At 72.3% G+C, this 26,977-nt stretch carries 22 protein-coding genes and 1 rRNA gene; 9 read left to right on the top strand and 14 right to left on the bottom strand.

Going from position 1 to position 26,977, the window contains the following annotated elements; genetic code table 11:
* Nucleotides 1-166 precede the first annotated feature (166 nt).
* Nucleotides 167-1,798 (top strand): PucR family transcriptional regulator ligand-binding domain-containing protein, encoded by a 1,632-nt coding sequence (locus AB0C46_RS37970; RefSeq protein ID WP_362833672.1) that lies wholly within the window; start codon nucleotides 167-169, stop codon nucleotides 1,796-1,798.
* A 27-nt stretch (nucleotides 1,799-1,825) separates the two neighbouring features.
* On the opposite strand, the gene AB0C46_RS37965 is transcribed toward AB0C46_RS37970, so the two are convergent.
* The 7 genes from AB0C46_RS37965 to AB0C46_RS37935 form a co-directional block, all read right to left on the bottom strand.
* The gene (locus tag AB0C46_RS37965) at nucleotides 1,826-2,503 is read right to left on the bottom strand and encodes a LysE family translocator (protein ID WP_362833671.1); all 678 of its coding nucleotides are present in this window, start codon (nucleotides 2,501-2,503) and stop codon (nucleotides 1,826-1,828) included.
* 426 nt (nucleotides 2,504-2,929) lie between these two features.
* Nucleotides 2,930-4,093: a glycosyltransferase family 4 protein gene (locus AB0C46_RS37960; RefSeq protein WP_362833670.1), complete on the bottom strand. Its 1,164-nt coding sequence runs from the start codon at nucleotides 4,091-4,093 to the stop codon at nucleotides 2,930-2,932.
* 765 nt (nucleotides 4,094-4,858) lie between these two features.
* A complete protein-coding gene (locus AB0C46_RS37955; protein WP_362833669.1) occupies nucleotides 4,859-5,650 on the bottom strand; it encodes a hypothetical protein in 792 nt (263 codons plus the stop codon).
* Between the two features lie 140 nt (nucleotides 5,651-5,790).
* Complete coding sequence (gene recN, locus AB0C46_RS37950; RefSeq protein WP_362833686.1) at nucleotides 5,791-7,518, bottom strand: DNA repair protein RecN; 1,728 nt, start codon at nucleotides 7,516-7,518, stop codon at nucleotides 5,791-5,793.
* Between the two features lie 729 nt (nucleotides 7,519-8,247).
* Nucleotides 8,248-9,189 carry an NAD kinase gene (locus AB0C46_RS37945; RefSeq protein ID WP_362833668.1) on the bottom strand — a complete coding sequence of 314 codons (942 nt, stop codon included), beginning with the start codon at nucleotides 9,187-9,189 and terminating at the stop codon, nucleotides 8,248-8,250.
* On the bottom strand, nucleotides 9,186-10,001 hold the full coding sequence (locus AB0C46_RS37940) for a TlyA family RNA methyltransferase (RefSeq protein ID WP_362833667.1): 816 nt from the start codon (nucleotides 9,999-10,001) through the stop codon (nucleotides 9,186-9,188). The genes AB0C46_RS37945 and AB0C46_RS37940 overlap by 4 nt, the downstream gene beginning before the upstream one ends.
* 7 nt (nucleotides 10,002-10,008) lie before the next feature.
* A complete protein-coding gene (locus AB0C46_RS37935; protein WP_362833666.1) occupies nucleotides 10,009-10,446 on the bottom strand; it encodes a hypothetical protein in 438 nt (145 codons plus the stop codon).
* 74 nt (nucleotides 10,447-10,520) lie between these two features.
* On the opposite strand from AB0C46_RS37935, the gene AB0C46_RS37930 reads away from it, so the two are divergent.
* The gene (locus AB0C46_RS37930; RefSeq protein WP_362833665.1) at nucleotides 10,521-10,868 is read left to right on the top strand and encodes an SCP2 sterol-binding domain-containing protein; all 348 of its coding nucleotides are present in this window, start codon (nucleotides 10,521-10,523) and stop codon (nucleotides 10,866-10,868) included.
* Between the two features lie 382 nt (nucleotides 10,869-11,250).
* Here the strand turns inward: AB0C46_RS37930 and AB0C46_RS37925 are convergent, their stop codons facing one another.
* From AB0C46_RS37925 to AB0C46_RS37915, 3 genes are all read right to left on the bottom strand, one after another.
* The gene (locus AB0C46_RS37925) at nucleotides 11,251-12,096 is read right to left on the bottom strand and encodes an ABC transporter ATP-binding protein (RefSeq protein WP_362833664.1); all 846 of its coding nucleotides are present in this window, start codon (nucleotides 12,094-12,096) and stop codon (nucleotides 11,251-11,253) included.
* Between the two features lie 178 nt (nucleotides 12,097-12,274).
* Nucleotides 12,275-13,357, bottom strand: a complete 1,083-nt coding sequence (locus tag AB0C46_RS37920; protein WP_362833685.1) for an iron chelate uptake ABC transporter family permease subunit — start codon at nucleotides 13,355-13,357, stop codon at nucleotides 12,275-12,277.
* Between the two features lie 47 nt (nucleotides 13,358-13,404).
* A complete protein-coding gene (locus AB0C46_RS37915) occupies nucleotides 13,405-14,454 on the bottom strand; it encodes an iron chelate uptake ABC transporter family permease subunit (RefSeq protein WP_362833663.1) in 1,050 nt (349 codons plus the stop codon).
* A gap of 65 nt (nucleotides 14,455-14,519) precedes the next feature.
* Between AB0C46_RS37915 and AB0C46_RS37910 the strand changes: the two genes are divergently transcribed.
* Nucleotides 14,520-15,548 carry an ABC transporter substrate-binding protein gene (locus tag AB0C46_RS37910; protein WP_362833662.1) on the top strand — a complete coding sequence of 343 codons (1,029 nt, stop codon included), beginning with the start codon at nucleotides 14,520-14,522 and terminating at the stop codon, nucleotides 15,546-15,548.
* Nucleotides 15,549-15,747: 199 nt separating this feature from the next.
* Nucleotides 15,748-16,638: a siderophore-interacting protein gene (locus AB0C46_RS37905; protein ID WP_362833661.1), complete on the top strand. Its 891-nt coding sequence runs from the start codon at nucleotides 15,748-15,750 to the stop codon at nucleotides 16,636-16,638.
* A 33-nt stretch (nucleotides 16,639-16,671) separates the two neighbouring features.
* Here AB0C46_RS37905 and AB0C46_RS37900 read toward each other — a convergent pair whose 3' ends face one another.
* Nucleotides 16,672-17,697, bottom strand: a complete 1,026-nt coding sequence (locus AB0C46_RS37900) for an HAD-IIA family hydrolase (RefSeq protein WP_362833660.1) — start codon at nucleotides 17,695-17,697, stop codon at nucleotides 16,672-16,674.
* 172 nt (nucleotides 17,698-17,869) lie between these two features.
* On the opposite strand from AB0C46_RS37900, the gene AB0C46_RS37895 reads away from it, so the two are divergent.
* The 5 genes from AB0C46_RS37895 (at nucleotide 17,870) to AB0C46_RS37875 (ending at nucleotide 24,580) form a co-directional block, all read left to right on the top strand.
* Entirely contained in the window at nucleotides 17,870-19,135 is a 1,266-nt protein-coding gene (locus AB0C46_RS37895) for a DUF1015 domain-containing protein (protein ID WP_362833659.1), read from the top strand.
* A gap of 163 nt (nucleotides 19,136-19,298) precedes the next feature.
* Entirely contained in the window at nucleotides 19,299-20,828 is a 1,530-nt protein-coding gene (locus AB0C46_RS37890; RefSeq protein ID WP_362833658.1) for an aspartate aminotransferase family protein, read from the top strand.
* Between the two features lie 34 nt (nucleotides 20,829-20,862).
* Nucleotides 20,863-22,182, top strand: a complete 1,320-nt coding sequence (locus tag AB0C46_RS37885) for a lysine N(6)-hydroxylase/L-ornithine N(5)-oxygenase family protein (RefSeq protein ID WP_362833657.1) — start codon at nucleotides 20,863-20,865, stop codon at nucleotides 22,180-22,182.
* Nucleotides 22,179-22,748 carry a GNAT family N-acetyltransferase gene (locus AB0C46_RS37880; protein ID WP_362833656.1) on the top strand — a complete coding sequence of 190 codons (570 nt, stop codon included), beginning with the start codon at nucleotides 22,179-22,181 and terminating at the stop codon, nucleotides 22,746-22,748. The genes AB0C46_RS37885 and AB0C46_RS37880 overlap by 4 nt, the downstream gene beginning before the upstream one ends.
* Nucleotides 22,745-24,580: an IucA/IucC family siderophore biosynthesis protein gene (locus AB0C46_RS37875; RefSeq protein WP_362833655.1), complete on the top strand. Its 1,836-nt coding sequence runs from the start codon at nucleotides 22,745-22,747 to the stop codon at nucleotides 24,578-24,580. The genes AB0C46_RS37880 and AB0C46_RS37875 overlap by 4 nt, the downstream gene beginning before the upstream one ends.
* Nucleotides 24,581-24,667: 87 nt before the next feature.
* Here the strand turns inward: AB0C46_RS37875 and AB0C46_RS37870 are convergent, their stop codons facing one another.
* The 3 genes from AB0C46_RS37870 to rrf form a co-directional block, all read right to left on the bottom strand.
* Entirely contained in the window at nucleotides 24,668-25,450 is a 783-nt protein-coding gene (locus AB0C46_RS37870) for a hypothetical protein (protein WP_362833684.1), read from the bottom strand.
* The gene (locus AB0C46_RS37865) at nucleotides 25,387-26,610 is read right to left on the bottom strand and encodes a hypothetical protein (RefSeq protein WP_362833683.1); all 1,224 of its coding nucleotides are present in this window, start codon (nucleotides 26,608-26,610) and stop codon (nucleotides 25,387-25,389) included. Before AB0C46_RS37865 ends, AB0C46_RS37870 begins: the two co-directional genes overlap by 64 nt.
* Before the next feature lie 276 nt (nucleotides 26,611-26,886).
* A 5S ribosomal RNA gene (rrf, locus tag AB0C46_RS37860) occupies nucleotides 26,887-26,977 on the bottom strand; the annotation flags it as partial.

Here is a 26,977-nt window from a genome sequence, read left to right as displayed (position 1 = left end):
CCGGCGGAAGACCAGGCGGAGGGCCGCGGGAGACCGCTTTGGAGGGCCCGGCGGGTGTGCGATCCGGGCGGTGGCGCCCCGAGGCGGCCTGCCCTCCCGGTACCGCACGGCACCGCGATCCGGACCTCGCAGCTCCGGATAGCGGACTACGGGTACCGTCCTCGCCATGGGGCAGGAAGCGAAGATCGAAGCCGAGATCACGGTACGCCGGGCGCTGGAGCTGCCCGCGCTGCGCCGCGGCCTGCCGGAGGTGCTGGCCGGCGGGGACCGGCTGGACCGTACGGTCCGCTGGGTGCACGCGGGCGAGGTCCCGCACATCGCCTCGCTGCTCAAGGGCGGCGAGCTGCTGCTGACCACCGGGCTCGGGCTGGGGGCCCGGCCGTCCGAGCAGCGCGCCTTCATCCGTAAGCTCGCGGACCGCGAGATCGCCGCGCTCGTCGTGGAGCTGGGCTCCCGCTTCGCCTCACTGCCCACCGCGCTGGTCGACGCCGCACGGGACTGCGGGCTGCCGCTGATCCAGCTGCATCGCGAGGTCCCGTACGTCACGGTCACCGAGGCGATCCACACCGAGATCATCAACAGTCACTACGCGCTGCTGCGGCGCGCCGACGAGATCCTGCGGCGCTGCACGGACGTGCTGCTGCGCGGCGGTGGCGTCCCGGAAGTGCTCCGGCTGCTGGCCGTCTTCACCGGCAACCCGCTCTGCCTGGAGGCCCCGGACGGCAGCCCGCTCTACGCGGCGGGGCCGGAGGGCGGCGACGACGGTCCCGCGGATGCCGACCCGCTGCTGGCGTGGGAGGGCCTGCGCGACACCGGTCTCCGTGTCGATGTGCCCGGCGGCGGCCACGGCCCCGACGCGGTCCGCGCCCGCCTCGTTCTGCTGCCCGTCAACGCCCCCTTGGCGCCGGTGCACCGGATCGCCGCCGAACGCGCCGCCGATCTGCTCGCCGTCGTCATGCTCCAGTCCCGCCAGGAGGAGGTACTCGCCGCCCGCGGCCGCGGCGACTTCCTCGCCGACCTGGCGGAGGGCCGGATCTCCGCGGCCGAGGCGCCCGCGCAGGCCCGCCTGTTGGGCTTCCGCCCCGGCGCCGAGCCCGTATTCCCGGTGGTGATGCGGCTGCCCGCGGGGCTCCCCTCCCCCGGCAGCTGGGCGCTGCTCGCCCAGGCCCTGCGCGAGGAACTCGCCGCCCCCGGGGTGCCGGTGCTGCTCGGCGTCCGCCCCGTGGAGGGCCGGGTCCCAATGCTGGTGGCACTGCGCACGGGCCAGGACCGCGACGCGCTCGCCGACCGGATCGCCGAGGCCCTGCGCGCCGGGATCGTCCGCGCAGGCCTGGACCGGCCGGCCACGCACCGTCCGGTGGTCGTCGCCGGTACGCCGGGTGACTGGGCGGCGGCGGGCCCCGGTCTGCAGCATGCGGCGGAGGCGGCGGCCGCGGCTCAGGGCCTGCCGGAACAGCCCTGGTACGACGCCCGCCGGCTGGACATCGAGCTGTTGCTGTGGCGGATGCGCGAACACGGCGAGCAGGGCGTGCTCACCGACTTCGTGGAACGCGCCATCGGGCCGCTGCTGGCCCATGACCGTGCCGCCCGCCAGCCGCTGCTGCCGACGCTGGAGGCCTATCTGGCCAGTGCGGGCCGCAAGGCCGAGACCGCCCGCGACCTGAATGTGAACCGGCAGACGCTGTACGACCGGCTGGCCCGTATCGCCCAGTTGCTGGGCACGGACCTGGACGATCCGCAGACCGTCCTGGGCCTGCGGCTGGCCCTGCGCGCCAGACGCCACACGGACAAGCCGTAACGGGCGGCGGCCACCGGGGGCGCCGCGTTATCCCGCGACCGTCTCGGCCGCCGTCCCCATACCGAGCGCGATCAGCACCCCGCCCGTGGTGCGCTCCAGATTGCGGTGCACCCGGGGACGCCGCAGCCGGCGCAGCAGCCGGCCCGCACAGACCACGACCAGCAGCAGCCAGCCCGCGGCGATGACCGCGTCGACGGCCCCGAGCAGCAGCGTCGTGCCGAGTACCGAGTACCCCTCGGGAAGGAACTGCGGCACCACGGCCACGAAAAAGATCCCGACCTTCGGGTTGAGCAGACAGCTCAGCAGCCCCTGCCGGAAGGCGTGCAGGGGCGCGAGCGGCACGGCGGCGCGGCCGTCCGGTGCCGGGACGTCGAAGGGCTCCGGGCCGGCCGCGGCCGTGGGCGTCGTCACCGCGGCGGACCGCCGGTGCTCCCAGAGCGCCTGCCCGCCGAGCACAACCAAGTAGACGGCGCCCACCAGCCGTACGACCGTGAACGCCGCGTCCCAGCGCTGCAGCGCCGCGGCCAGCCCGACCGCGGCGGCCACCGCCCAGGCGAGCGAACCGACGGCGGCGCCGACAGCCGTGGCAGCCCCCGTACGCCGCCCGCCGCGCACGCAGTTGCGCAGCACCAGAAGGGTGTCCGGGCCAGGAGCCATCGTCACCAACAGGGCGAACAACGCAAAGCCGGCTACCGCAGCTGTCACGGCGCTCTCCTCTCGCACCTGCGACCCATGTGGTGGCGGAGGAACACACATGGGTCGTACACGAATCCGGTTCCGGGGAGCCTATCGCCCGGGTCCGCGGCACCGGCCGGACGTCCGGCTCCCTTGCCGGGACGGACGGACCGACGGACCGACGGACCGACAGGCCGACAGGCCGACAGGCCGACGGAAGGTCCGAAGGGCGGAAGGGCGGAAGGGCGGAAGAACGCAAGGGCGGAAGGGATGCCGGGCGGGAGAAGCAGCAGGCGGCAGAAACAGGCGGGCGAGCCCGAACGGCCGGTCCGGCCGGACCGGCCGGAGCAACTGGAGCGGTTGGACCGGCCGTATTGGCCGGACCGGCTCAATGGACTGAAAGGGGTGAATGGGCTGATTGGGCTGAACCTGCCGCCCCGGACCGGCCGTATGGGGTCAGACCGGCTGAATCGGCTGGGTCAACTCGTCGTAGACGCTGAGGACCTGGGTGACGGTGTCGTTCTCACTGGGCCAGCCGGCCGCCTGGGCGCGGCCCGCCACGGCGAGCGCATCCCGCCGCGCCGGGTCGGCGAGGAGGGCAAGAACGGTACGGGCCAGGGCGGCGGCGTCCCCGTAGCGGACCAGTGCCGCGGCCCGGCCGACCAGTTCGCGGGTGCCTCCGGTGTCGGTGGCGACCAGCGGCACCCCGGCGCGCAACGCCTCCTGAGCGATCAGCGAGCGCGCCTCCCACCGGCTGGGCAGCACCACCAGGTCGGCGGCGGCGAGGAGTTCGGGCACGTCGTCGCGGCGCCCGAGCAGCTGGACGGGCAGCTGCTCGACATCGATCCGCCGCTGCAGCGCGGTCCGCTGCTCACCCTCCCCCGCGATGGCGACCAGCGGCTGCGGGTCGAGCGCGCACCAGGCGTGCGCCGCGTCCAGCAGCAGATCATGGCCCTGGTTCGGATCGAGACGGCCCACCGCCAGCAGCAACGGGCGGTCCACGGCGCCCAGTTCGGCGCGCTCCTTGTGGCGCATCCGGTCGTGGTCCTCGCATTCGTCCGGTGTGCCGCCGGACCGGGGGCGCGGAATCGCGACCGGCGCAAGCCGTGCATCGCGGGCGCCCCGCTCGCGCGCCCGGTCCACAAGATCGGAACAGGCTCCGAGGACGACGGCGGCGGCCCGAGCCACCCGCCGCTCCATCAGATGCACCACCCCGGCGCGCGCACCCTCGATGTGCGCCTTGGTGTGCCAGGTGATGACCAGGGGGACCCGCCGACCACCCCGGGGGCCGCGCAGTCCGCGCAACGCCATCGAGGCCCGCAGCCCGGCCCGCAGGCCGTGCGCATGGACAAGGTCGGCGTCCCAGCAAGCGCTGCGTAGCACGGCCACGCTCGCCGGGTCCATCCGCGGAGGGACCTGCACGAACCGCGCGCCCGCCCCGGTGAAGTCGTAGGCCTCCTCGGTCTCCGGCGTGGCACAGACGGTCACCCGCACCCCGCGCGCGACCAGCCCTTCGGCCAGCGAGCGGACGTGCGCCGCGCTGCCGGCGCTGCCGCGTCCGAGCACCTGGACCGTGCGCAGCGGCGACAACCCGTGCGCCGAGGTCGGGGTGCTGATCACGTGAGAGGGCTCCTGGATCGGGGGTGGCGGGAACGTACCGGCGGGTCGGTCCGTTGTGCTGCGGCACGTGCCCGGCGGCCACCTGCCCGCCCTGCCTGCCCGGCGGACGGGCAAGACGCGGCGAGCGCGCCCGGGACTGCGCACCGCGCCCAGGATGCCAGCCCGGCAAGGTCAAATCGCCACCGTCCGGCCGCCGTTCCGGTGGGAAGTCTCACCCCAGCGCCCACCAGATCACCCACATGGGCGACAAACCGCCCGCGCGGGTTAATGGCTCCTATGGGTGACCCCACTCCCCGGAGTGCGCCTTGCGCCGCGCTACGGGGCGCGTGCGCCGCCGTTCGAAGCGCGGCCGGTGTTTGGCCGAATAAGGCGTTGATGCGTGAGGGGAGCTGTCGGGAATGACTGCCCTGTGCGTGCATGGCTGGTGAAGTGCCATGACCGGGATCGCTCGCCCCCTGCGGCGCTCCGGTGGTGGGGGCAGGTCGGTGGGGCGCTCAGGCCCCCCCGCTCCCGTGGGGTGGGCCTGCAAGGCCGGGCCTTGGCAGGCCAGGCTTGCAAGGTCCCGGATTGCCAAGCCCCGGCTTTGCCAAGGGCGGACTTTGGCGAGGCCCGGCCTGCCCGGTGCAGGGCCCACAGTGGACCGGAGCGCTGAGCGGTGGGTGCCGGGCCTGCGGCGCGTACTCAGGGACGGGCTGCGCTCCCCCCAGACGCGCTGCGCTCCCTCATGGGGCGGGGTCCCCCGGACGGGCGGCCTTCGGCCAGGCCTCAGAGCGCTGCGGCCGCCCGGCTGACGCGGTCGCCCGCTGCCGCGGCAGCGATCAGCCCGGCGGCGTGCGCGGCCAGGCCGCGGCGGCCGTTGCCCGTCACGATGGCGAGACCGAGCGCCGCGCCGAGGGCGTGCGCCCCGGCGTCCCCGATCATCGTGCGCTCCCCGAGGTCGTCGCCGAGGACGGCGGCCACGGCCCCCATGGGCGCGGCGGACAGCACGCCCGCCGGACCGCGGCGCAGCAGCCCGGGTGCGCCGATGGCCAGTACGGCGCCGGCCGCCCGGCCCGGCCGGACGTCCAGGAGGTTCACCAGATGGGCCGAGCCCGCGATCACCACGCCCGCCAGCAGTTTGTCGGCCGGGCGCTCCTTGAGGAGGGCACCGGCCGCGAGCCCGGCGGCGCCGATCCCGAGAAGCTTCACGGCCCCGCTGGTGACCTCTCGCTGCCGGAGCGCCGAGAGGTGCGCCCGGAATCCGCGGCGTGGATCACTGGCACCGAACACGTCGTCGTACGCGCCGCAGCCCCCGGCGGCCAGCACCGCCAGCGCCGTGGCGGCCCGGTTCCGGGCGGGCAGCCCCGGTGCCGTGACGGCGGCGAGAGCGGTACCGGTGGCCGTGGCGAGGCCCGCGTGCAGATCCACGATCCGGCCGGCGTAATTCTTCCGCTCCCACAGGACGGCACCGCCCGGCGGCCGCTTCCTGAGCGCCGTGCACGCGGCCCGGGTCGCGCCTGCCGCCCCCAGGAGCGCCGAGATCCGCCCCAGCGCCCTGCTGCCTGCCACCGTCACCATGCCACTCCCCTCGCCCGGCACCCTGCTGTGCTCGACTCCGGTCACCCTAGAGGCGAGCGTCGCCCGGTCACTCGGGAACGACGCCCCCGGCGTCCGGTGGCAGGCGAGAAGACCGATGTGCCCCGGGCAGGCGCCACTTCTTAGCTGCCCGTACGCGCCGTCTCCAGCAGCTCCTCGGCATGCGCGCGGGCCGTTTCGGAATCCTCCTGGCCGGCCAGCATCCGGGAGAGCTCGCGGACCCGCTCCTCGCCTTCCAGGACCGTGACACCGCTCCTGGTGACCGACCCGTCGTTCGTCTTCGCCACCAGCAACTGCCGGTCCGCGAACGCGGCGACCTGCGGGAGGTGCGTAACGACCACGACCTGCGCCGACTTCGCGAGCCTGGCCAGCCGCCTGCCGACCTCGACGGCCGCCTTGCCGCCGACCCCCGCGTCGACCTCGTCGAAGAGGTAGGTCGGGACGGGGTCGGAGCCGGCGAAGACCACCTCCACGGCGAGCATCACCCGGGAGAGCTCGCCTCCGGACGCCCCCTTGGCGATCGGCCGGGGCGGTGCGCCCGGATGCGGGGCCAGGAGAAGTTCGACCTCATCGGCGCCGGCCGGTCCGTAGGCCACCGTGCGGCCGCCGACCTCGATGCCGTCGGCGTCCTCGGCGACCTCGGTCTGACGGATCTCGACGGTTACCCGGGCGTGCGGCATGGCGAGTTCGGCGAGTTCGGCGGTGACCGCGTCGGCGAAACGCTTCGCCGAGGCCGTACGGGCATCGGTCAACGTTTGCGCCAGTTCGCCCAGTTCGGCGCGGAGTGCGTCCCGCTCTGCGGTCAGCTCACCGATCCGGTCGTCGTCGCCGTCCAGTTCGGCGAGCCGGCCGGCGCTCTCCTCGGCCCAGGCCAGCACCGCCGCGATGTCCTGACCGTACTTGCGGGTCAGATGGTTCAGCGCGGCGCGGCGCTCTTCGACCGTGGCCAGCCGCAACGGGTCGGCGTCCAGGCCGTCCGCGTAGCTGGCCAGCTCGCCCGCCACGTCCGCCATCAGGATGCCGATCTCGCCGATCCGCTCGGCGAGCCCGGCGAGCTCCTGGTCATGGCTGCGTACGGCCTCCAGCGCGCGATGTGCGCCGGCGACCAAGGTGGTGGCGTCGACGCCCTCGGGGTCCTCGGGGTTGCCGGCCAGCGCGGCGTGCGCGACGGCCGCGGCGGAGGCCAGCGCCTCGGCGTGACCGAGCCGCTCCGCCTCGGCGGCGAGTTCGGTGTCCTCGCCGGGCTGTGGCTCGGCCGCCGCGATCTCGTCGAGGCCGAAGCGCAGCAGATCGGCTTCCTGTGAGCGTTCGCGGGCCCGCGTCGTCAGCTCGTCCAGCTCGGTGGCGACGGCGCGCAGCCGGCGGTGAGCGGCGGTGTACTTGGCCAGCGGGACCGCGACCGTGTCCCCGGCGTAGCGGTCCAGGGCCTGGCGCTGACGGGCCGGCCGCAGCAGCCCCTGCTGGTCGGTCTGGCCGTGTACGGCGACCAGGTCGTCGGCCAACTCCGCCAGGAGGCCGACCGGTACGGAACGGCCGCCTACATGGGCGCGCGAACGGCCCTCCGCGGAGAGCGTGCGGCTGATCAGCAGCGACCCGTCGTCCAGCTCCGCTCCGGCCTCCTCGGCCCGTACCGCGGCGGGGGTGTGGGGGCCGACGCTGATCCTGCCCTCCACGACCGCCGATTTGGCGCCAATCCGCACCAGGGCGGGGTCGGCGCGCCCGCCGAGCAGCAGGCCGAGGCTGGTGACGACCATGGTCTTGCCCGCGCCCGTCTCCCCGGTCACCGCCGTGAAGCCGGGGGACAGCTCGACAACGGCGTCGTCAATGACACCCAGGGACCGGATCCGCATCTCCTCCAACACGGATACGACCTTACGAGGTCCGGGGGCCGCCCCGCGACGGCCTCCCCTCACTCCGCTGCCCGACCCTGCGGAAAACCGCATCAAAAAACTGAGGGATTCCGCATGGTGCGCGATCACGCTCAGCCGTCACGCTGATCACAGTCCGGAACGAAAGGTGTGCTCATGTCCAGCGGATCGACGTATGCGAGGCGGCACGGTCACCGTCCCGCTTCCCTCAAGACAGCGGTGGCCACGCGGGGTGCGCGAGCGATTGGCGGCGTATCGATGACGCTCCTCATCCCGACCGGCGCGGACAGCCTGCCGTCCGCCGCGGACAGCGTGCCGCCCGCCGCGGGCCGGGCGACGGCGGCCGGCGGCGCCGCGGCGGGCCCGACCGTCACTCGGCTCCGCAACTGGATCCATATGTCGACATTCGCAATGTCGATCATCGCGAATGCCTCGATGAGGGGGCGGGCCGCCGCCCGGCAGCGCCGCGATTCCGCAACGCTCCGCACGCTCGGCACCGGCTGCCGCCGGCCCCGGCGACCACATGGACGCACCCGAGGTCCTGAGGCAGAGAGGCACCGAGGCACGGGCAGGGAGCTCTGCACTCCACGTGGCTCCGCCCCCGCCCGCGCCCGCGCCCGCGCCCGCGCCGAGGGTCTCCTCGCACACGGGCACAGGGCAAAGGGCAACGGTGGCCACGGGCCCCTTCGCCGATGGGCCAGGACAGGATCCCTAGTGCGGCGCCCCCCGCCACCCCGCCACCGGGAGGGCGAACTTGGCGACCAGACGATCCGTGAAGGAGGCATGGTGCAGACGGGCCAGGCGTACGGGTACGGCGCCGCGGCGGACCTCGACGCGGGCACCCGCGGGGAGTTCGACACTGCGGCGGCCGTCGCACCACAGAATGCCGTGCGGGGTCTTGGGCTGGACCTCGACCGCCAGCACGGAACGCGGCGAGGTGACCAGCGGCTTGGCGAACAGGGCGTGGGCGCTGATCGGGACCATCAGCAGGGCCTCGACCTCGGGCCAGACCACCGGCCCGCCGGCCGAGAAGGCGTACGCGGTCGAACCGGTCGGGGTCGCGCAGACCACCCCGTCGCCCCCGAAGCGCGAGACGGGCCGGCCGTCGACCTCGGTCACGACCTCCAGCATCCGCTCCCGTGCGGCCTTCTCCACCGACGCCTCGTTCAGGGCCCAATCGGTGTGTACGACATTGCCGTTGTTGCGGACGAGGACATCGAGCGTCATCCGCTCCTCGACCTCGTAAGCGCGGGTGACGACCCGGTCGACGACCTTGTCGAGGTCATCGCGCTCGGCCTCCGCGAGGAAGCCGACCCGGCCGAGGTTGACGCCGAGCATCGGCACCCCGGACGTCCTGGCGAAGTCCGCGCCGCGCAGCAGCGTGCCGTCCCCGCCCAGGACCACCAGGAGTTCGCAGCCCTCAGCGGCGCACTGCTCGGAATCGACGCGCTGGACCGACGACGGCAGCGGCAGATCCGCCGCCTCCTCCGCCAGCACCCGCACCCCGATGCCGCTGCGCAGCAGCCCCTGGACAACGAGTTCGGCGCTGCGGATGGCCGCGGGACGGCCCGTGTGTGCGAGCAGGAAAACCGTCCGCCCGGCTCCGGTGTTCTCGTGTGCTGCGCTGCCTTCAACTGCCTGAGTAGTGGTCAACGAGGCCCCTCCGCCACTGCACGGTCGACGTCCGCCGGGTCGAGTGCAGGCGCCCCGGCGCGCAGCCACAGAAAGTACTCGACATTCCCGGAAGGTCCAGGCAGTGGGCTCGCAGTTACGCCAAGTACGCCAAATTCCAGTGCGGCGGCCCGGTCGGCGACCGCGCGTACGGCCTCGGCCCGCAGCTCCGCGCTGCGCACCACCCCACCACTGCCCAGCCGCTCCTTGCCGACCTCGAACTGCGGCTTGACCATCAGCACCAGATCCGCGTCGGGCGCCGCACAGCGGGCCAGCGCGGGCAGTACGAGCCCGAGCGGGATGAACGAGAGATCGCCGACGACGAGGTCGACAGGCTCCGAGTCGATCTGTTCCAGCGTCAATTCACGTACGTTGGTGCGGTCCTTCACGGTGACCCGCTCGTCGCTCTGGAGCGACCAGGCGAGCTGTCCGTATCCGACGTCGACGGCGACGACATGACGAGCGCCGGCCCGCAGCAGGACATCGGTGAAGCCACCGGTCGAGGCGCCCGCGTCCAGCGCCCGGCGGCCTTCGATCTTCAGGCCGAGCGGGACGAAGGCGGCGAACGCTCCGGCGAGCTTGTGCCCGCCGCGCGAGACATAGTCGGGATCGCTCTCGTCCTCGCGGACGACCACGGCCGCGCTGGTCTCCACCTGGGTGGCCGGTTTGGTCGCGGTCGCCCCGCCGACGGTCACCCGGCCTGCGGCGATCAGCTGGCTCGCGTGCTCGCGCGAACGGGCCAGCTTGCGGCGCACCAGCTCCGCATCGAGTCGGCGTCGTGCCACTCCTGCCACCTGTGGTTCAGCTCCTGTTGTCGTGCGGCGTCGAGAAAGTCGAAGAAGGCGCGGGCGGCCCGGGGTGCTGGTCGAGACCGGCCAGCACATCGCGCAGCCCACGATGCACATCCTCGTACACCTGGAGGTGTCCGCTCGCGGGGAGGTGGTCGGCGTCGGCGAGGCGCCGCAGCCCGGCATCGACCGCGGCCTCACCGGTCGGTGTCACTCCCACCCCGATCGGCTGCGGCTCGGCGTGCCCCTCCGTTCCGGCTGTGGTGCCCGGCCGGCCCTGGCCGCCCGGTTCAGCGGCACTGTCCGGCCCGACAAGGCCGGACAGCAGGCCTCCCGCGGTGCTCACGGCTCCGCTGCCCTCGCGTTCCCCGGGCTCCGTGGGCTCCGTGGGCTCCCCTGGCGCGGCTTCCGCGGGCGCCTCCGGCTCCGGGCCGGACGTCGGCTCTTCCATGCCCCCGACGCTACCTCGGCGAAGCCGGTCGAGGACGAACGAGCCGTCCCCGACCTGGCGTATCGTCGATCACGATGGCAACCCTCGACCAGTGCCGCGCCGCTCTCGACCGGCTGGCCCAGAACCTGTCCTCTGCCGACGGCAGCGTCCGCCGCGCCGCCACGTTCGACCGCTCACTCAGCTGCCGCATCACGGACCTGGAGGTGACCTTCCTCGGGCGGCTGGCCGACGGCACCATCCAGGATGTGACCAGCGTGCCCGGCCCGCCCCCGCACAAGGCCGAGATCCGGCTGTCCATGGCCGGCGACGACCTGGTGGCCCTGGTGGACGGAGAGCTGAACTTCGCCAAGGCCTGGGGCAGCGGCCGCGTCAAGCTGGAGGCCGGCCTGCGCGACCTGCTGCGCCTCAGGACGCTGCTCTAACAACAGCCCCGCCCGAGGGCGCCCCTATCGGCGCAGCCCCACTCCTCGCACCCTGGGTCGGCCGCAGGACGGCACATCGCGCCCCGTCGGCCGCACCCCCACTCGCCGCACCCTCGTCAGCCGTACCCCGCTCACCGCACCCCGTCTTCCGCAGGCCGGCCCAGTCACGTCCCGTCCGCCGCAGCCCGCCCAGTCACGTCCCGTCGGCCGCACCCCACGCGCCGCGCCCCGCCGACCGCAGCCCCGCTCATCGCCCCGTCTGCCACTTCCCCCCACCACTTCTCCCCCCACCACTTCCCCGCTCCCTCTCCCGCCCTCCCCCACCACTCCCCCTCTCCCCCACACGACTCCCCGCGCTCCCCCGCTCCTACCGGCCGCTTTCTCAGCCCGCCGTCGCAGGTGCCTTCTCCGCCGCCGTCCGGTCGGCTCGGGAGCCGCCGTTGCGGGACTTGCGTGCGGCCGGGACGACCAGCGGGGTACCGGTCTCCGGGTCCTCGATGATCTGGCAGCCGAGCCCGAAGACCTGTTCCACCAGCTCCGCCGTGACGATGTCGGCCGGCGCGCCCTCGGCGACGACCGCACCGTCCTTCATGGCGATGAGGTGCGTCGCGTAACGGGCTGCGTGATTGAGGTCGTGCAGCACCGCGACCAGCGTGCGCCCCTGCTCCTCGTGCAGCTCCGCGCACAGGTCCAGCACCTCGATCTGATGCTGGATGTCCAGATACGTCGTCGGCTCGTCCAGCAGGAACAGCGGGGTCTGCTGGGCGAGCGCCATCGCGATCCACACCCGCTGCCGCTGCCCGCCGGACAGCTCGTCGACATAGCGGTCGGCCAGCTCGCCGACCCCGGTGGCCGCCATCGACTCCTCGACGATCCGCTCGTCCTCGGGCGACCACTGCCGCAGCAGCCCCTGGTGCGGATAGCGGCCGCGTGCCACCAGGTCCGACACGGTGATCCCATCCGGGGCGATCGAGGACTGCGGCAGCAGCCCGAGCGTCCTGGCGACCTTCTTGGCCGGCAGCGAGGAGATCGCCGCGCCGTCCAGCAGCACCGATCCGCTGGCTGGTTTGAGCATCCGCGAGAGCGCGCGCAGCAGCGTGGACTTACCGCAGGCGTTCGGGCCGACGATGACCGTGAAGGAATGGTCGGGGATGGCGACCGAGAGGTTCTCGGCGATGACCCGCTGGTCGTAGGCGAGGGTGACGTTCTCGGCCGTGAGACGGCTCACTTCGGAACTCCTGGGGTTGTCGTGTCACTGCTGTGGTCCGGCCCGGCACCGGCCGCGCCGTCGCCCGTCAGGGGCGGCACCGCCCTCCGGCCCGCACGCGATTCCCGCCCGGTACAGGCCGCGCCGCCCTCCGGCGCCCGTCGCCCGGCCCGGCCGGCCGCTGTCAACAGCCGGCCGCTCATACCCGGCCCGCCTTGCGCTCCGCGGCCAGCAGCCACAGCAGATAGCCGCCGCCGAGGACGCCGGTGAGCACCCCCACCGGCAGCTGGTCGGCGCCGAAGAGCCGCTGTGACGCCCAGTCCGCGGCGACCAGCAGCACGGAGCCCATGAGGGCGGACAGCACCAGATTGGGACCGGGCATGGGGGCGCCTCCCCCGCCCTTGAGCCACCGCGGGAGGGTCAGCCGGCGGGCGACCTGGGGTGCGGTGAGCGCGACGAAGGAGATCGGCCCGGCCGCCGCGGTGGCCGCGGCGACGAGCACCACCGCCGCCAGCAGCACCACGATCCGGACCCGGTCGACCCGTACGCCCAGCGCATACGCGGCGTCATCGCCCATCTCCAGCATCCGCAGCGGCCGCCCGTGGAACAGCAGCAGCGGGACGAGGACGGCGCAGACGGCGGCCAGCGGCTGGACCTGGTCCCAGTCACGGCCGTTGAGGGAACCGGTCATCCAAGTGGTGGCCCGGGTCGCCTCGACGATGTTCGCCTTGGTCATGAGGAAGAGCACCAACGCGTAGAGCATGGCGCTCGCGCCGATGCCGACGAGCACGAAGCGGTAACCGTGGATGCCGCGCTTCCAGGCGAGCAGGAAGATGGCGATACCGGTGCCCACCCCGCCGACCACCGCTCCGGCGGCGACCCCGAAGGCCCCGGCCTGGAAGTAGACGATGGCGACCAGGGCGCCGACGGACGAGCCCTGGGCGAAGCCGAGGACGTCCGGACTGCCCAGCGGGTTGCGGGAGACGGTCTGGAAGACCGCCCCGGAGATCCCGAACGCGGCGCCGACCAACAGCCCCACCAGCACCCGCGGCAGCCGCAGGTCGTGCACGATGTACTGCTGGCCGGCGTCCCCGCCACCGGTCAGGGCGGCGAGCACCTCGGCCGGCGTCATCGGGTAGTCGCCGGAGCCGATCAGGGCGATGGCGGCGGCCAGCGCAACGGCCAGCAGCAGCAGTCCGACCACCGTGGCGCGCACGTCCAGGCGCAGCGAGAGGCCGCTCTTGGTACGCACCGCCCGCACCCGCCGGGCCGCCGCCGGTATGTTCTCGTCCCCGGGCCCCGTGCCCTTGCCGGACTTCACGGTCGCGCTCACAGCTGGGCCATCCTCCGACGTCGTACGAGATAGATGAAGACCGGGCCGCCGAGGACGGCCGTGACGATACCGACCTGCAGCTCACCGGGCCGGGCCACGACCCGGCCGAGGACGTCCGCGCCGAGCAGCAGGACCGGTGAGAGCACCGCGGAGTACGGCAGGATCCAGCGCATGTCGGGCCCGGTGATGGCCCGTACGGCATGCGGAACCATCAGGCCCACATAGACGATCGGGCCGCAGGCGGCGGTCGCCCCCCCGCACAGCAGGGTGACGGCGAGCATCGCCAGCACCCGGGTGCGGGTCAGCCGTGCGCCCAGCGCCCGCGCCTGGTCGTCGCCGAGCGCGATGGCGTTCAGCGGCCGGGCGATCAGCAGCGCGAGGACGCCGCCCACCGCCAGGAACGGCGCGATCCCGGTGACCGTCGGCAGGGTCGCCGAGGCCAGCGAACCCACCGTCCAGAAGCGCATCTTGTCCAGCGCGGCGGTGTCCATCAGATTGACGGCGTTGATGTAACCGACGAGGACGGCGGTCAGCGCGGCGCCGGCCAGGGCGAGCCGTACGGGCGTGGCGCCCCGGGTGCCGCCGAGGACGTACACCGCGACATTGACCACCGCGGCACCGGCGAAGGCGAACCACACATAGCCGGTCAGCGAGGTGATGCCGAAGAAGCTGATGGCGGAGACGACCGCGGCCGAGGCACCGGCGTTGATGCCGAGAACACCCGGGTCCGCCAGGGGATTTCGGGTCAGCGCCTGCATGACCGTGCCGGCCAGGCCGAGCGCGGCGCCGACGATCAGGCCCAGCAGGGTGCGCGGGAAGCGGACATCGCGGATGACCACGTCGGTGTCGGAACCGGAGTAGTGGAACACCCCGTGCCACACCTGGTCGAGGGGGATCTGTTTGGCGCCGACGGCGATACCGAGGACGACGATGACGGCCAGGACGGCCACCGAGACCACCAGCCCCGCGGAGCGCAGGAGAGGGCGCCGCCGGGGCGTCACGGGGTCCGGAGCCGTTGCTGCTTCAGGGGGACTGTCAACCAACACGAAGGTTAGGTTAGCCTATCCTCACATCGGATTTGCAGCCCCTCCCAGAGAGAAGTGCACCCACCATGAGCGCCTCCCCAAACCTCACTCCGTCCCGTCGCGGCATCCTGGCCGCGGGCGGCGCCGTCGGCATCGGCGCCCTGCTGGCCGCATGCGGCGGAGACAAGGGCTCGGGGGGCGCCAACAACGATGCCAAGAACGGCCCTTGGTCCTTCACCGACGACCGTAAGCAGCAGGTCTCCCTCAAGAACGCCCCTCAGCGTATCGTCGCCTTCACCGGCACCGCGGCCGCCCTGCACGACTTCGGGATCGACGACCAGATCGTCGGTGTCTTCGGCCCCACCAAGCTCAAGAACGGCAAGCCCGACCCGCAGGCCGGCGACCTGGATGTCGACAAGGTCACCATCATCGGCAACGCCTACAACCAGTTCAACGTCGAGAAGTACGCGTCCCTGCGCCCCGATCTGCTGGTCACAAACATGTACGAGCCGGGCGCGCTGTGGTTCGTACCGGACGACAGCAAGGACAAGATCACCCCGCTGGCGAAGTCCGTCGCCATCACCTCGGCCCGGGTCCCGCTCCTCAAGATCATCGAGCGCTACGCCGACCTGGCGAAGTCGCTCGGCGCCGACCTCCGGGCCAAGAAGGTCACCGACGCCAAGGCCCGCTTCGAGAAGGCCTCCGCCGCGCTGCGCAAGGCCGCCAAGTCCCACCCGGTCAAGGTGCTCGCCTGCTCCGGCAGCCCGGACCTCTTCTACACATCCAACCCCGGCATCAACGCCGACCTCATGTACTACAAGTCCCTCGGCGTGGATCTGATCGTCCCCGACCACCTGGACAAGGGCGGCTACTTCGAGAGCCTGAGCTGGGAGAACGCCGACAAGTACAAGGCGGATGTGCTCCTGCTGGACAACCGGACCGCCACTCTCCAGCCCAAGGAGCTGGCGGCCAAGCCCTCCTGGGCCAAGCTGCCCGCCGTCAAGGCCGGCCAGATCACCCCGTGGTCGAGCGAACCGCGCTTCTCCTACGCGGGCGCCGCCCCGCTCATCGAGTCGCTCGCCAAGGCCATCGAGGGCGCTAAGAAGGCCAACTGACGTACGGCCGCGGTGGATCGCCGGACACCGGCCGCACACCACACCCCCGGCCACCACGGTCCACCGCGGCACCACCCCCACACCTCCAGACTTCAGCGCCTCAGCACCCCCACACCTCACACCTCAGCACCTCAGCACCCGAGAGCCACCGCTCCACCAGACCGAACAGTCCCCGCACCGTCCCGGGAGGTTCCCCCACATGACCACGACCGCCGCCCCCGCCACCGCACCGTTCCGCTTCTTCGATGTGCACGTCGTACGGGCCCGACGGGTCAGCCCCTCCGTGGTGCGGATCACCTTCGGCGGCGAACGGCTGGCCGAGCTGGCCTCCGGCGGTCGCGACCAGCGCTTCAAGCTCTTTCTCCCGCAGCCCCACCAGGACCGGCCGGTCTTCGACGACACCGGCGACGGCTGGTACACCGCCTGGCGGGCGCAGGACCCGGCCGAGCGGGCGATGATGCGCTCGTACACCATCCGCGAACAGCGCCATGAGCCACGGGAGTTCGATGTCGACTTCGCACTGCACGGTGCCGGGCCGGGGGCCTCTCCCCTGGCGGGCGGACCCGCCTCCCGCTGGGCCGCCCACGCCCGTCCCGGCGACCGGCTGACCGTCCTCGCCCCGGCCGTCGAGGACAACGGCGGTGTCGACTTCCGGCCGCCGGCCGGCACCGACTGGATCCTGATCACCGGCGACGAGACGGCGCTGCCCGCGATCGCCGGCATCCTGTCCTGGCTCTCCCCCGGCACCCGCGCCAAGGTCTGGATCGAGATCGCGCACGAGGACGACCGGCAGCCGCTGCCGTCGTTCGCCGACACCGACATCACCTGGCTCGTCCGGGACGGGGCGACCGCCGCGCGGCGCGAGCCGGTGCTCGACGCCCTGCGCGCCGCCGAACTTCCCGAGGGCACCCCGTACGCCTGGATCGCCGGCGAGTCCGGCACCGTCAAGGCGGTGCGCAGGCACCTCGTCCGCGAGCGCGGTATCGACCGCAGGGCCGTCAAGTTCACCGGCTACTGGCGCCGTGGGGCCTCCGAGGAGGACCTGCTCGCGGAGCTGACGGCCGGCCCGGCGACGCCCGAGGAGGACTGAGCCACCCCGTCGGACACGCCCGGGCGCCGGGCCTCACCTGCCGATCCGCGCCAGCGCCTTCCCCGTGTCCGCCCCGTAACTGCCGTCTCCCGCAGCCGTCCAGGCCGCCGCGCACAGCGCCCGCAGCCCGTCGACCGGCGTGCCCTCGCCCTCCACCAGGAGCGTGTCCCCGGCCGCCTCGGCCCGCCAGCCGCCGCACCGGAATCCGCCGTCGGCCGCGGTCACCTCCGGCTGCGGGGTCAGCAGCCCGCGCAGATCCTCGTCCACGTAGGCGGGGCGGTGCTGCGGCGGGGCGGCCAGCAGCTCGGCCGGTGTGGTGACGCCGGTGAGCACCAGCAGCGAGTCGACCTCGCCGTTGTAGGCCCCCTCGATGTCGGTGTCGAGCCGGTCGCCGATCACCAGCGGCCGCCGCGCACCGGTCCGCAGCACCGTCTCCCGGTGCATCGGCGGCTGCGGTTTGCCCGCCACCTGCGGTGTGCCGCCCGCGGCGATCCGGACCATCTCCACCAACGCCCCGTTGCCGGGGGCGATCCCGCGCTCCTTGGGGATCGTCAGATCCGTGTTGGACGCGAACCAGGGCACCCCGCGCTGCACCGCGTACGCGGCCTCCGCCAGTCGCTCCCAGTCCAGCGAGGGGTCGAAGCCCTGCACCACGGCCACCGGGTCGTCGTCCGCGGAACGGACGGGCTCCAGACCGCGCTCGCGCAGCGCCACCCGCAGCCCCTCGCCACCGATGGCCAGCACCCGTGCGCCCGACGGCACCTGCTCGGAGATCAGCCGCGCCACCGCCTGCGCCGAGGTGATCACATCGTCCGGACCGGTCGGCAGACCAAAACCGGACAGCTGGTCAGCGACGGCCTGCGGGGTCCGGGCGGCGTTGTTGGTCACATAGGCGAGGTGCATGCCGCCCTCCCGCGCGCGCGTCAGCGACTCCACGGCGTGCTCGATGGCCTGTCCGCCGGCGTAGACCACTCCGTCCAGATCCAGCAGCGCGGTGTCATATGCCTCGCTCAGCGCGTGCCGGCACCCGTCCGGCTGCCTGCGAACCTGCTCGTTCATCCCGTCCCGCTCCTCGCTCCACGCGTCGTACCCAGGGATCCGCCGCCCGGCGGGGCGCGCTCACCGCGCCGCCGGGCCCGCCGTTCTCCGCCTCACGCATACCGGCATTTCCAGCCACGCAGGGGCTGTCCCCCGATCTTCCCTCATCTGTCCGGCGGCATAGCATTCTTCAATGACCAGTACCGACGGCCTCCGCCTCCTCCCGTTCCGCGGACTGCGATACGCCCGGGAGCGGGTCAGCAGCCTGACTGCCGTGATGTCTCCGCCGTACGACGTGGTGGTCCGGCCGGACGGCGTGCGCCACTTGGAGACCGCCGATCCGTACAACATCGTGCGGCTGATCCTCCCGCACGCCGCGGACCCCACCACCCGCCACCGCCAGGCCGCCGACACCCTGCACCGCTGGCGCAGCGAGGGCGTGCTGACGCAGGACGCCGAGCCCGCGCTGTACGTCTACGAGCAGCGCGCCGGTGAGGTGCTGCAGCGCGGGCTGATCGGGGCGCTGCGCCTGGACGGTCCGGTGCTGCCGCACGAGGGCGTCATTCCCGAGGTGGTCGAGGACCGGGCCGCCCTGATGCGCGCGGCGGCCGCGAATTTCGAACCGTTGCTGCTCTCCTACCGCGGCGAGGGCACCTCGACCGGCGCCACCGCGGTCATCGAGCGCGTGGTGGAGGGTGAGCCGCTGCTCTCCACCACTACGGAGGACGGCTTCGCGCACCGCCTGTGGGCGGTCACCGACCCCGCCGACCTCACCGCCATCGACGACGACCTCACCCGCCGGCAGGCCCTGATCGCCGACGGCCATCACCGCTGGGCGACCTACCAGCGGCTGTACGAGCAGCAGCCCGGCGCCACCGCCGGCTCCCCCTGGGCCTCCGGTCTGGTGCTGCTGGTGGACACCGCCCGCTATCCGCTCCAGGTCCGCGCGATCCACCGCGTGCTGCCCCATCTGCCGCCCGCCAAGGCGCTGGCGGACCTGGCCGGCGCCTTCCGTGCCCGTGCCCTCCCGGGTGAGCTGTCCGCCGCTATGGAGGCCCTGGAGGAGACGCCCGGCACCGCCTTCGTCCTCGCCGGCGGGCCGGACTCCTTCCACCTCCTGGACCGCCCCGATCCCGGCCTGCTGGACCGTACGATCCGCCGCGACCGGCCCGAGGTCTGGCGGCAGCTGGACGCCACCGTGCTGCACTCCGTCCTGCTGGACGAGGTCTGGCACATCCCTGACCACCCGTCGGACATCGGCTATCTGCATCACACTGGAGCCGCCGTCGAGCAGGCCGCCCGGCACGGCGGCACGGCCGTGCTGATGCGCGCCACCTCCGAGGAGACGGTCCGCCAACTCGCCGAGCACGGTGTGACGATGCCGCGGAAGTCCACCTCCTTCGGCCCCAAGCCCGCCACGGGCCTGGTCCTGCGCACCCTGGACGCCACCGAGGACTGACCTTCCGGCACCAGCGGCCGCCGCCACGGCACCTCCACTCCACTCGGCGACGCAGTTAGGTTAGGCTTACCTCACTACGTCGCCGGGCGGGGTTCTCCCTGCCCCTGCGCACGCCCCGCCCTGCGCAGGACGTGGTCAAGTCCGCACCAGGGAGGACATCTTCATGAGTCTCCTCGCGCATTCTGCCGAGGACCCGGCCGACAACCGGGCGTATCTGCTCACCAACGGAACGGCCCAGCGCTACCACAGCGCGGTCACCGAGAGCGTCAGGCGGATCAGCGCCAAAATCGCCGGCACCGCCCGCCCGTTCACCGGTATCACCGTCGACGGTCTCACCCCCACCGTCTCCGGCGTCGACCTCGACGCACCACTGCACGACGCGACCGCCGCGCTCGACGAGCTCGAAGAGGTCTACCTCCGCGACGCCGTCTACTTCCACCATCCGCGCTACCTCGCGCACCTCAACTGCCCCGTGGTGATCCCCGCCCTCGTCGGCGAGGCCGTGCTCTCCGCCGTCAACTCCTCCCTGGACACCTGGGACCAGAGTGCGGGCGGCACGCTCATCGAGCGCCGGCTGATCGACTGGACGGCCGGCCGGATCGGCCTGGGAGAGGCGGCCGACGGCATCTTCACCAGCGGCGGCAGCCAGTCCAACCTCCAGGCCATGCTGCTCGCCCGCGACGAGGCCTGCCGCCGGGAGCTGTCCCGCGACGGCACCCCCGCCACCCGGCTCACCGACGTACTGCCCCGGCTGCGCATCCTCACCTCCGAATGCAGCCACTTCAGCATCCGCAAGTCGGCCACCCTGCTCGGCATGGGCGCGGAGGCCGTCATCGCCGTCCCCAGCGACGAGAACAAGCGGATGCGCACCGACGAACTGGCCGCCGAACTGGCGCGCTGCCGACGCGACGGCCTGATACCCATGGCCGTCGTCGCCACCGCCGGCACCACCGACTTCGGCTCCATCGACCCGCTCCCCGAGATCGCCGGCCTGTGCGCCGGGTACGGCGCCTGGATGCATGTCGACGCCGCGTACGGCTGCGGCCTGCTGGTCTCCCGCCGCCGCGACCTGCTGTCCGGTATCGAACGCGCCGACTCGGTGACCGTCGACTACCACAAGTCCTTCTTCCAGCCGGTCAGTTCGAGCGCCATCCTGGTCCGCGACCGCGCCACCCTGCGGCATGTCACCTACCACGCGGACTATCTCAACCCCCGCCGCATGGTGGAGCAGCGCATCCCCAACCAGGTCGACAAGTCGATCCAGACCACCCGCCGCTTCGACGCCCTCAAGCTCTGGCTCACCCTGCGCATCATGGGTGCCCAGGCCGTCGGCGAACTCTTCGACGAGGTCGTCGACCGGGCCGCGGACGCCTGGAAACTGCTGCACGACGACCCCCGCTTCGATGTCATCGTCGAGCCCCAGCTGAGCACCCTGGTCTTCCGGTACGTCCCCACCACCGACCAGGACCCCGAGCTCAGCGACCGGGTCAATCTGCACGCCAGGGAAGCCCTGTTCGCCTCCGGCGAGGCGATCGTCGCGAGCACCGTCGTCGACGGCCGCCACTACCTCAAGTTCACCCTGCTCAACCCGGAGACCACGCTCGAGGACATCGCCACCGTCCTCGATCTGATCGCCGAGCACGCCGGCCGCTTCCTCGCCGAGCAGTCCCGGCCGGCACTCAGCGCGCGCTGACCCTCCCCCACCGACCGCCCCCATCGGAGACTCTGTGTCCGCCCCTTACGACTTCATCGCCATCGGCCTCGGCCCGTTCAACCTGGGCCTGGCCTGCCTGACCGAACCGGTCGACGGACTCGACGGCCTGTTCCTGGACAACAAGGCGTCCTTCGACTGGCACCCCGGCATGATGCTGGACAGCAGCCATCTCCAGGTGCCGTTCCTGGCCGACCTGGTCACCCTCGCCGACCCCACCTCCCCCTTCTCGTTCCTGAACTACCTGAAGGAATCGGGACGGCTGTACTCGTTCTACATCCGCGAGAACTTCTATCCGCTGCGCGCCGAGTTCAACGACTACTGCCGCTGGGCGGCCGGCAAACTCGACTCCGTCCGCTTCGCCCACCAGGTCACCACCGTCGAGTACGACGAGCGCGAAGAGCTCTACGTCGTCCACGCCGAGCAGCTGCCCACCGGCGAACGCCACACCTTCCGCGCCCGCCGGCTCGTCCTGGGCACCGGCACCCCGCCGCACATCCCGGAGTCCTGCCGCGGACTGGGCGGTGATCTGCTGCACAACGCCGGCTACCTCGACGCCAAGGCCGCCCTCCAGGCCAAGGACAGCATCACCCTCATCGGCAGCGGCCAGAGCGCGGCCGAGATCTACTTCGACCTGCTCCAGGACATCGACAGCCACGGCTACCACCTGACCTGGGCCACCCGCTCCCCCCGCTTCTTCCCCCTCGAATACACCAAGCTCACGCTGGAGATGACCTCCCCGGAGTACGTGGACTACTTCCACGCCCTCCCGCCGGCCACCCGCGACCACCTCAACGCCACCCAGAAGCACCTCTACAAGGGCATCGACTCCGAGCTGATCAACGACATCTTCGATCTGCTCTACCAGAAGAACCTGGCCGGCCCGGTCCGCACCCGGCTCCTGACCAACACCGCGCTGCAGCAGGCAAGTTACGACGAAACGTCCGGCACCTACACCCTGGGCCTGCGCCAGGAGGAACAGGGCACGGACTTCGCCCTCGACACCCAGGGCCTGATCCTCGCCACCGGCTACCGCTACCGCGTACCGGACTTCCTCTCGCCCGTCCGCGACCGCATCGTCTGGGACGACGCCGGCCGCTACGACGTCGCGCGCAACTACAGCATCGACACCACCGGCCAGGGCATCTTCGTGCAGAACGCCGAGCTGCACACCCATGGCTTTGTCACCCCCGACCTCGGCATGGCCGCCTACCGCAACGCATGCATCATCCGCGAGCTGCTCGGCCGCGAGTACTACCCGGTCGAGAAGACCATCGCCTTCCAGGAGTTCGCCGCCCCGGCCGGCCCGCACCACCCCATGGAGCTGCCGGCATGAGCACCCCCCTCTTCACCCGCACCGACGCCGCGCTCGGGGAGTTCTCGCTCCGCCCGGTCGACCCGTACGGCGACGCCGAACTGCTGCACCGCTGGGTCACCCACCCCAAGGCCGCCTTCTGGCTGATGCAGGACTGCGACCTCGCCGCCGTCGAGAAGGAATTCACGCGGATAGCCGCCGACCCCTTCCACGACGCCTTCCTCGGCCTGCACAACGGCACCCCGGCCTTCCTCGTGGAGCGCTACGACCCCGCCCACCGCGAACTCGTCGGCATCCACGCCGCCGAACCCGGCGACGTCGGTATGCACTTCCTGTCGGCGCCCACCGACACCCCCGTGCACGGCTTCACCCTCGCCGTGATCACCACCGTCATGGAGATGCTCTTCGCCGACCCGGCCACCCACCGCGTCGTCGTCGAGCCCGACGCCCGCAACACCGCCGTCCACGCCCTCAACAAGGCCGTCGGCTTCGAGATCCTGCGCACCGTCTCGCTCCCCTCCAAAGACGCCTACCTCAGCCTCTGCACCCGCGACCAGTTCCTGGCCACCCGAGGAGACCACCGATGACCGCCCCCTCCGACGGCACCCCGCACCTCTCCGCCCGGGACGCCGTCGCCCACCTCACCCCCGGCCTGTGGGCCCGCGCCAACCGGCTGCTGATCCGCAAGGGCCTCGCCGAGTTCGCCCACGAACGGCTGCTCACCCCCAAGCGCCTGCCCCAGGACGGCCACTACGCCGTCCGCAGCGACGACGACGGCACCGAGTACCGCTTCGCCGCCCGCAGACGAGCGCTGGACCACTGGCAGATCGACGCCGACAGCATCACCCGGCACCGCGACCACGGCGAACTCCCCCTGGACGCCCTGGCGTTCTTCATCGAACTCCGTGACTCCCTGGGCCTCGCCGAGGACATCCTCCCGGTCTACCTGGAGGAGATCAGCTCCACCCTCTCCGGCACCGCCTACAAACTCGCCGCCGGCCGGCCCAGTGCCGCCGAGCTCGCGAAGGCGCCCTTCCAGGCCATCGAGACCGGGATGACCGAGGGCCACCCCTGCTTCGTCGCCAACAACGGCCGGCTCGGCTTCGGCATCCACGAGTACCACGCCTACGCCCCGGAGAGCGCGGCCCCACTGCGGCTGATCTGGCTCGCCGCCCGCCGCGACCACGCCACCTTCACCGCGGGCACCGGCCTCGACTACGACACCCTCATCCGCGACGAACTCACCGACGCGACCCGCACCCGCTTCACCGCGACCCTCACCACCCTCGGCCTCGACCCGGCCGACTACTACTTCTTCCCCACCCACCCCTGGCAGTGGTGGAACAAACTCTCCGTCACCTTCGCCGCCGAAGTCGCCCAGCAGCACCTGGTGTGCCTGGGCCCCGGCGACGACGACTACCTGGCCCAGCAGTCCATCCGCACCTTCTTCAACACCACCAGCCCCACGAAGCACTACGTCAAAACGGCGCTCTCGGTCCTCAACATGGGCTTCATGCGCGGCCTGTCCGCGTCCTACATGGAGGCCACCCCGGCCATCAACGACTGGCTCGCCCGCCTGATCGACGCCGACGACACCTTCCGGGCCGCCCGCTTCTCGATCATCCGGGAGCGCGCCGCCATCGGCTACCACCACCGCCAGTACGAGGCCGCCACCGCCAAGGGCTCCCCGTACCGGAAGATGCTCGCCGCACTGTGGCGCGAAAGCCCCGTCCCCACCCTCGAACCGGGCCAGCGCCTGGCCACCATGGCCTCCCTCCTCCACACCGACGACGACGGCGGCTCCCTCGCCGCCGCCCTCATCGAGGAATCCGGCCTGGAACCCGCCGTCTGGCTCCGCCGCTACCTGGACGCCTACCTCACACCGGTACTCCACGCCTTCTACGCCTACGACCTGGTCTTCATGCCACACGGCGAGAACGCCATCCTGGTCATCGAGGACGGCGCCGTGGCCCGCGTGATCTTCAAGGACATCGCCGAGGAGATCGCCGTCATGGACCCGGACGCGATCCTGCCGCCCACCGTCGAACGCATCCGCGCCGACGTCCCCGAGGACAAGAAACTCCTGTCCGTCTTCACCGACGTCTTCGACTGCTTCTTCCGCTTCCTCAGCAGCACCCTCGACGACCACGGCACCCTCGACGACCACGGCACCCTCGACGAGGACACCTTCTGGCGCACGGTCGCCGCCTGCGTCACCGACTACCAGGCGGCCAACCCCCACCTCACCGACAAGTTCGACCGCTACAACCTGTTCACCGACGAGTTCGCGCTCTCCTGCCTCAACCGCCTCCAGCTGCGCAACAACCAGGAGATGGTCAACCTCCAGGACCCCGCGGGCGCCCTCCAGCTCATCGGCACCCTCCGCAACCCCCTCGCCCCCTACGCCCCGGCCTCCTGACCTTCCCCCCACACGCAGAAGGGCGGGACCCCACCACGGGGTCCCGCCCTTCCTCATGCGTCACATCAGCTCACACCGACGACCGGCTCAGTCCTTCGCGGGACCCGCCTCGCCCTGCGCACCGTCGTCCTCGCCACCGTCCAGCTCCTCGCCACCGTCCAGCTCGTCGGCACCGTCCAGCTCGTCGTCGTCTTCCAGCGCGTCGGTGAACTCCACGCCGTCCAGCTCCGCGAGCCGGTCCGAGGCATCCGTCGTGCCCCCCTGGTCGGCCTCCAGCGCCCTGGCGAACCAGTCACGCGCCTCGTCCTCACGCCCGACCGCCAGCAGCGCATCCGCGTACGCGTACCGCAGCCGTGCCGTCCACGGGTGCACCGCACTCGACGCGAGCTCCGGGCTCTGCAGCGTCACCACCGCCGCGTCCGCCTGGCCCATGTCCCGCCGGGCACCCGCCGCGACCAGCCGCATCTCGACCTGTCCGGCCTTGTCGAGCTTCTGCACCTCGGGCTCACCGGCCATGGCCATCGCCTTCTCCGGACGGCCGAGACCACGCTCGCAGTCCGCCATGACCGGCCACAGCTCCACACTGCCGGTCATCCGCCGCGCCGCCCGGAACTCCGCCAGCGCCTCGCTGTACTTGCCGACCGCGTACGCCGCAAAGCCCGCGGCCTCCCGCACCGCCGCGACCCTGGACGCCAGCCGCAGCGCCACCCGCGAGTACCCGTACGCCTGCTCCGGGTCCTCGTCCAGCAGCTTCGCCACCATCACCAGGTTCTTGGCGACATCCTCGGCCAGCGTCTTCGGCAGGCTCAGCAGCTCCTGACGCACATCCTTGTCGATCTCGTCACCGGTGACATCCTCCGGAATCGGCAGCCGCTTGATCGGCTCCCGGTCCCGGTCCCGCCGCTCGTCACGACGGTCATCCCGCCCCCGGCCACCCCCGTACGGCCGGCGCCCGCCACGCTCGTCATCCCGCCGGAACCCACCCCGGTCATCCCGACGCGGCCCCCGGTCGTCCCGCCGGAACCCACCACGGTCGTCCCGCCGATCCCCGCCACGGTCATCGCGCCGGTCACCCCCGCGGTACCCACCACGGTCCCCACCGGAGGGCCGGTCATCACGCCGGTCCCCGCCACGGAATCCCCCGCGGTCACCACCGGACGGCCGGTCATCCCGACGGAACCCAGGACGATCCCCGCCCCGCTCCTCACGCCGGAACCCGCCACCACGCTCATCATCCCGACGCGGCCCACGGTCATCGCGACGGAACCCACCACGGTCATCACGGCGGTCATCACGGCGGTCACCACCGCGGTCGTCCCGACGGTCGCCCCCACGGAACCCACCGCGGTCGCCACCCGACGGCCGGTCATCACGCCGGAACCCACCACGATCGCCACCGGACGGCCGGTCGTCCCTACGGAAACCACCACGGTCGCCACCACGGTCATCCCGCCGGTCCCCGCCACGGAACCCACCACGATCGCCACCCGACGGCCGGTCATCACGCCGGAAACCGCCACGGTCGTCCCGCCGGTCACCGCCGTAGGGACGGTCGTCCCTACGGAACCCGCCACGGTCGCCACCACGGTCATCGCGCCGGTCCCCGCCACGGAATCCACCGCGGTCACCACCGGACGGCCGGTCATCACGCCGGAAACCGCCACGGTCGCCGCCGGAGGGACGGTCGTCACGCCGGAACCCACCACGGTCACCGCCACGGTCATCGCGCCGGTCGCCACCGCGGAATCCACCACGATCGCCACCCGACGGCCGGTCATCACGACGGAACCCACCACGATCGCCGCGGTCACCACCGGAGGGACGGTCATCCCGACGCGGCCCACGGTCGTCCCTACGGAAACCACCGCGGTCACCGCCACGGTCGTCCCGCCGGTCGCCACCGCGGAAGCCACCACGGTCCCCGCCGGACGGCCGGTCGTCCCTACGGTCACCACCACGGTCACCGCCACGGTCATCGCGCCGGTCCCCGCCACGGAAGCCACCGCGGTCGCCACCGGACGGCCGGTCATCACGTCGGTAACCTCCGCGGTTGTCACCGCGGTTGTCACCGCGGTTGTCACCGCGCGGCCCGCGGTCGTCACGCCGGAAACCACCGCGGTCGCCGTCGTCGCGCCGCTGCGGCCGGCGCTCCGAACGATCGTCGGAAGAGTTGGTGGACATCGACGTGACTCCTGTCTTCGGTACTGCATTCATTCTCACGCACCGACCTGTTCGGCGCGCTTCGGAAAAACAAAAAGGACCCTTGGTCCCAGCGTGAACGCTGGGACCAAGGGTCCTGAAAGATTGTTCGGCGGCGTCCTACTCTCCCACAGGGTCCCCCCTGCAGTACCATCGGCGCTGAAAGGCTTAGCTTCCGGGTTCGGAATGTAACCGGGC

Origin of the sequence: Streptomyces sp. NPDC048637 (assembly GCF_040650675.1) — a bacterium.
Classification (GTDB): Bacteria; Actinomycetota; Actinomycetes; order Streptomycetales; family Streptomycetaceae; genus Streptomyces.
The sequence above is the reverse complement of the archived record's forward strand: the minus strand, read 5'-3'. Positions and strand labels throughout refer to the sequence as shown.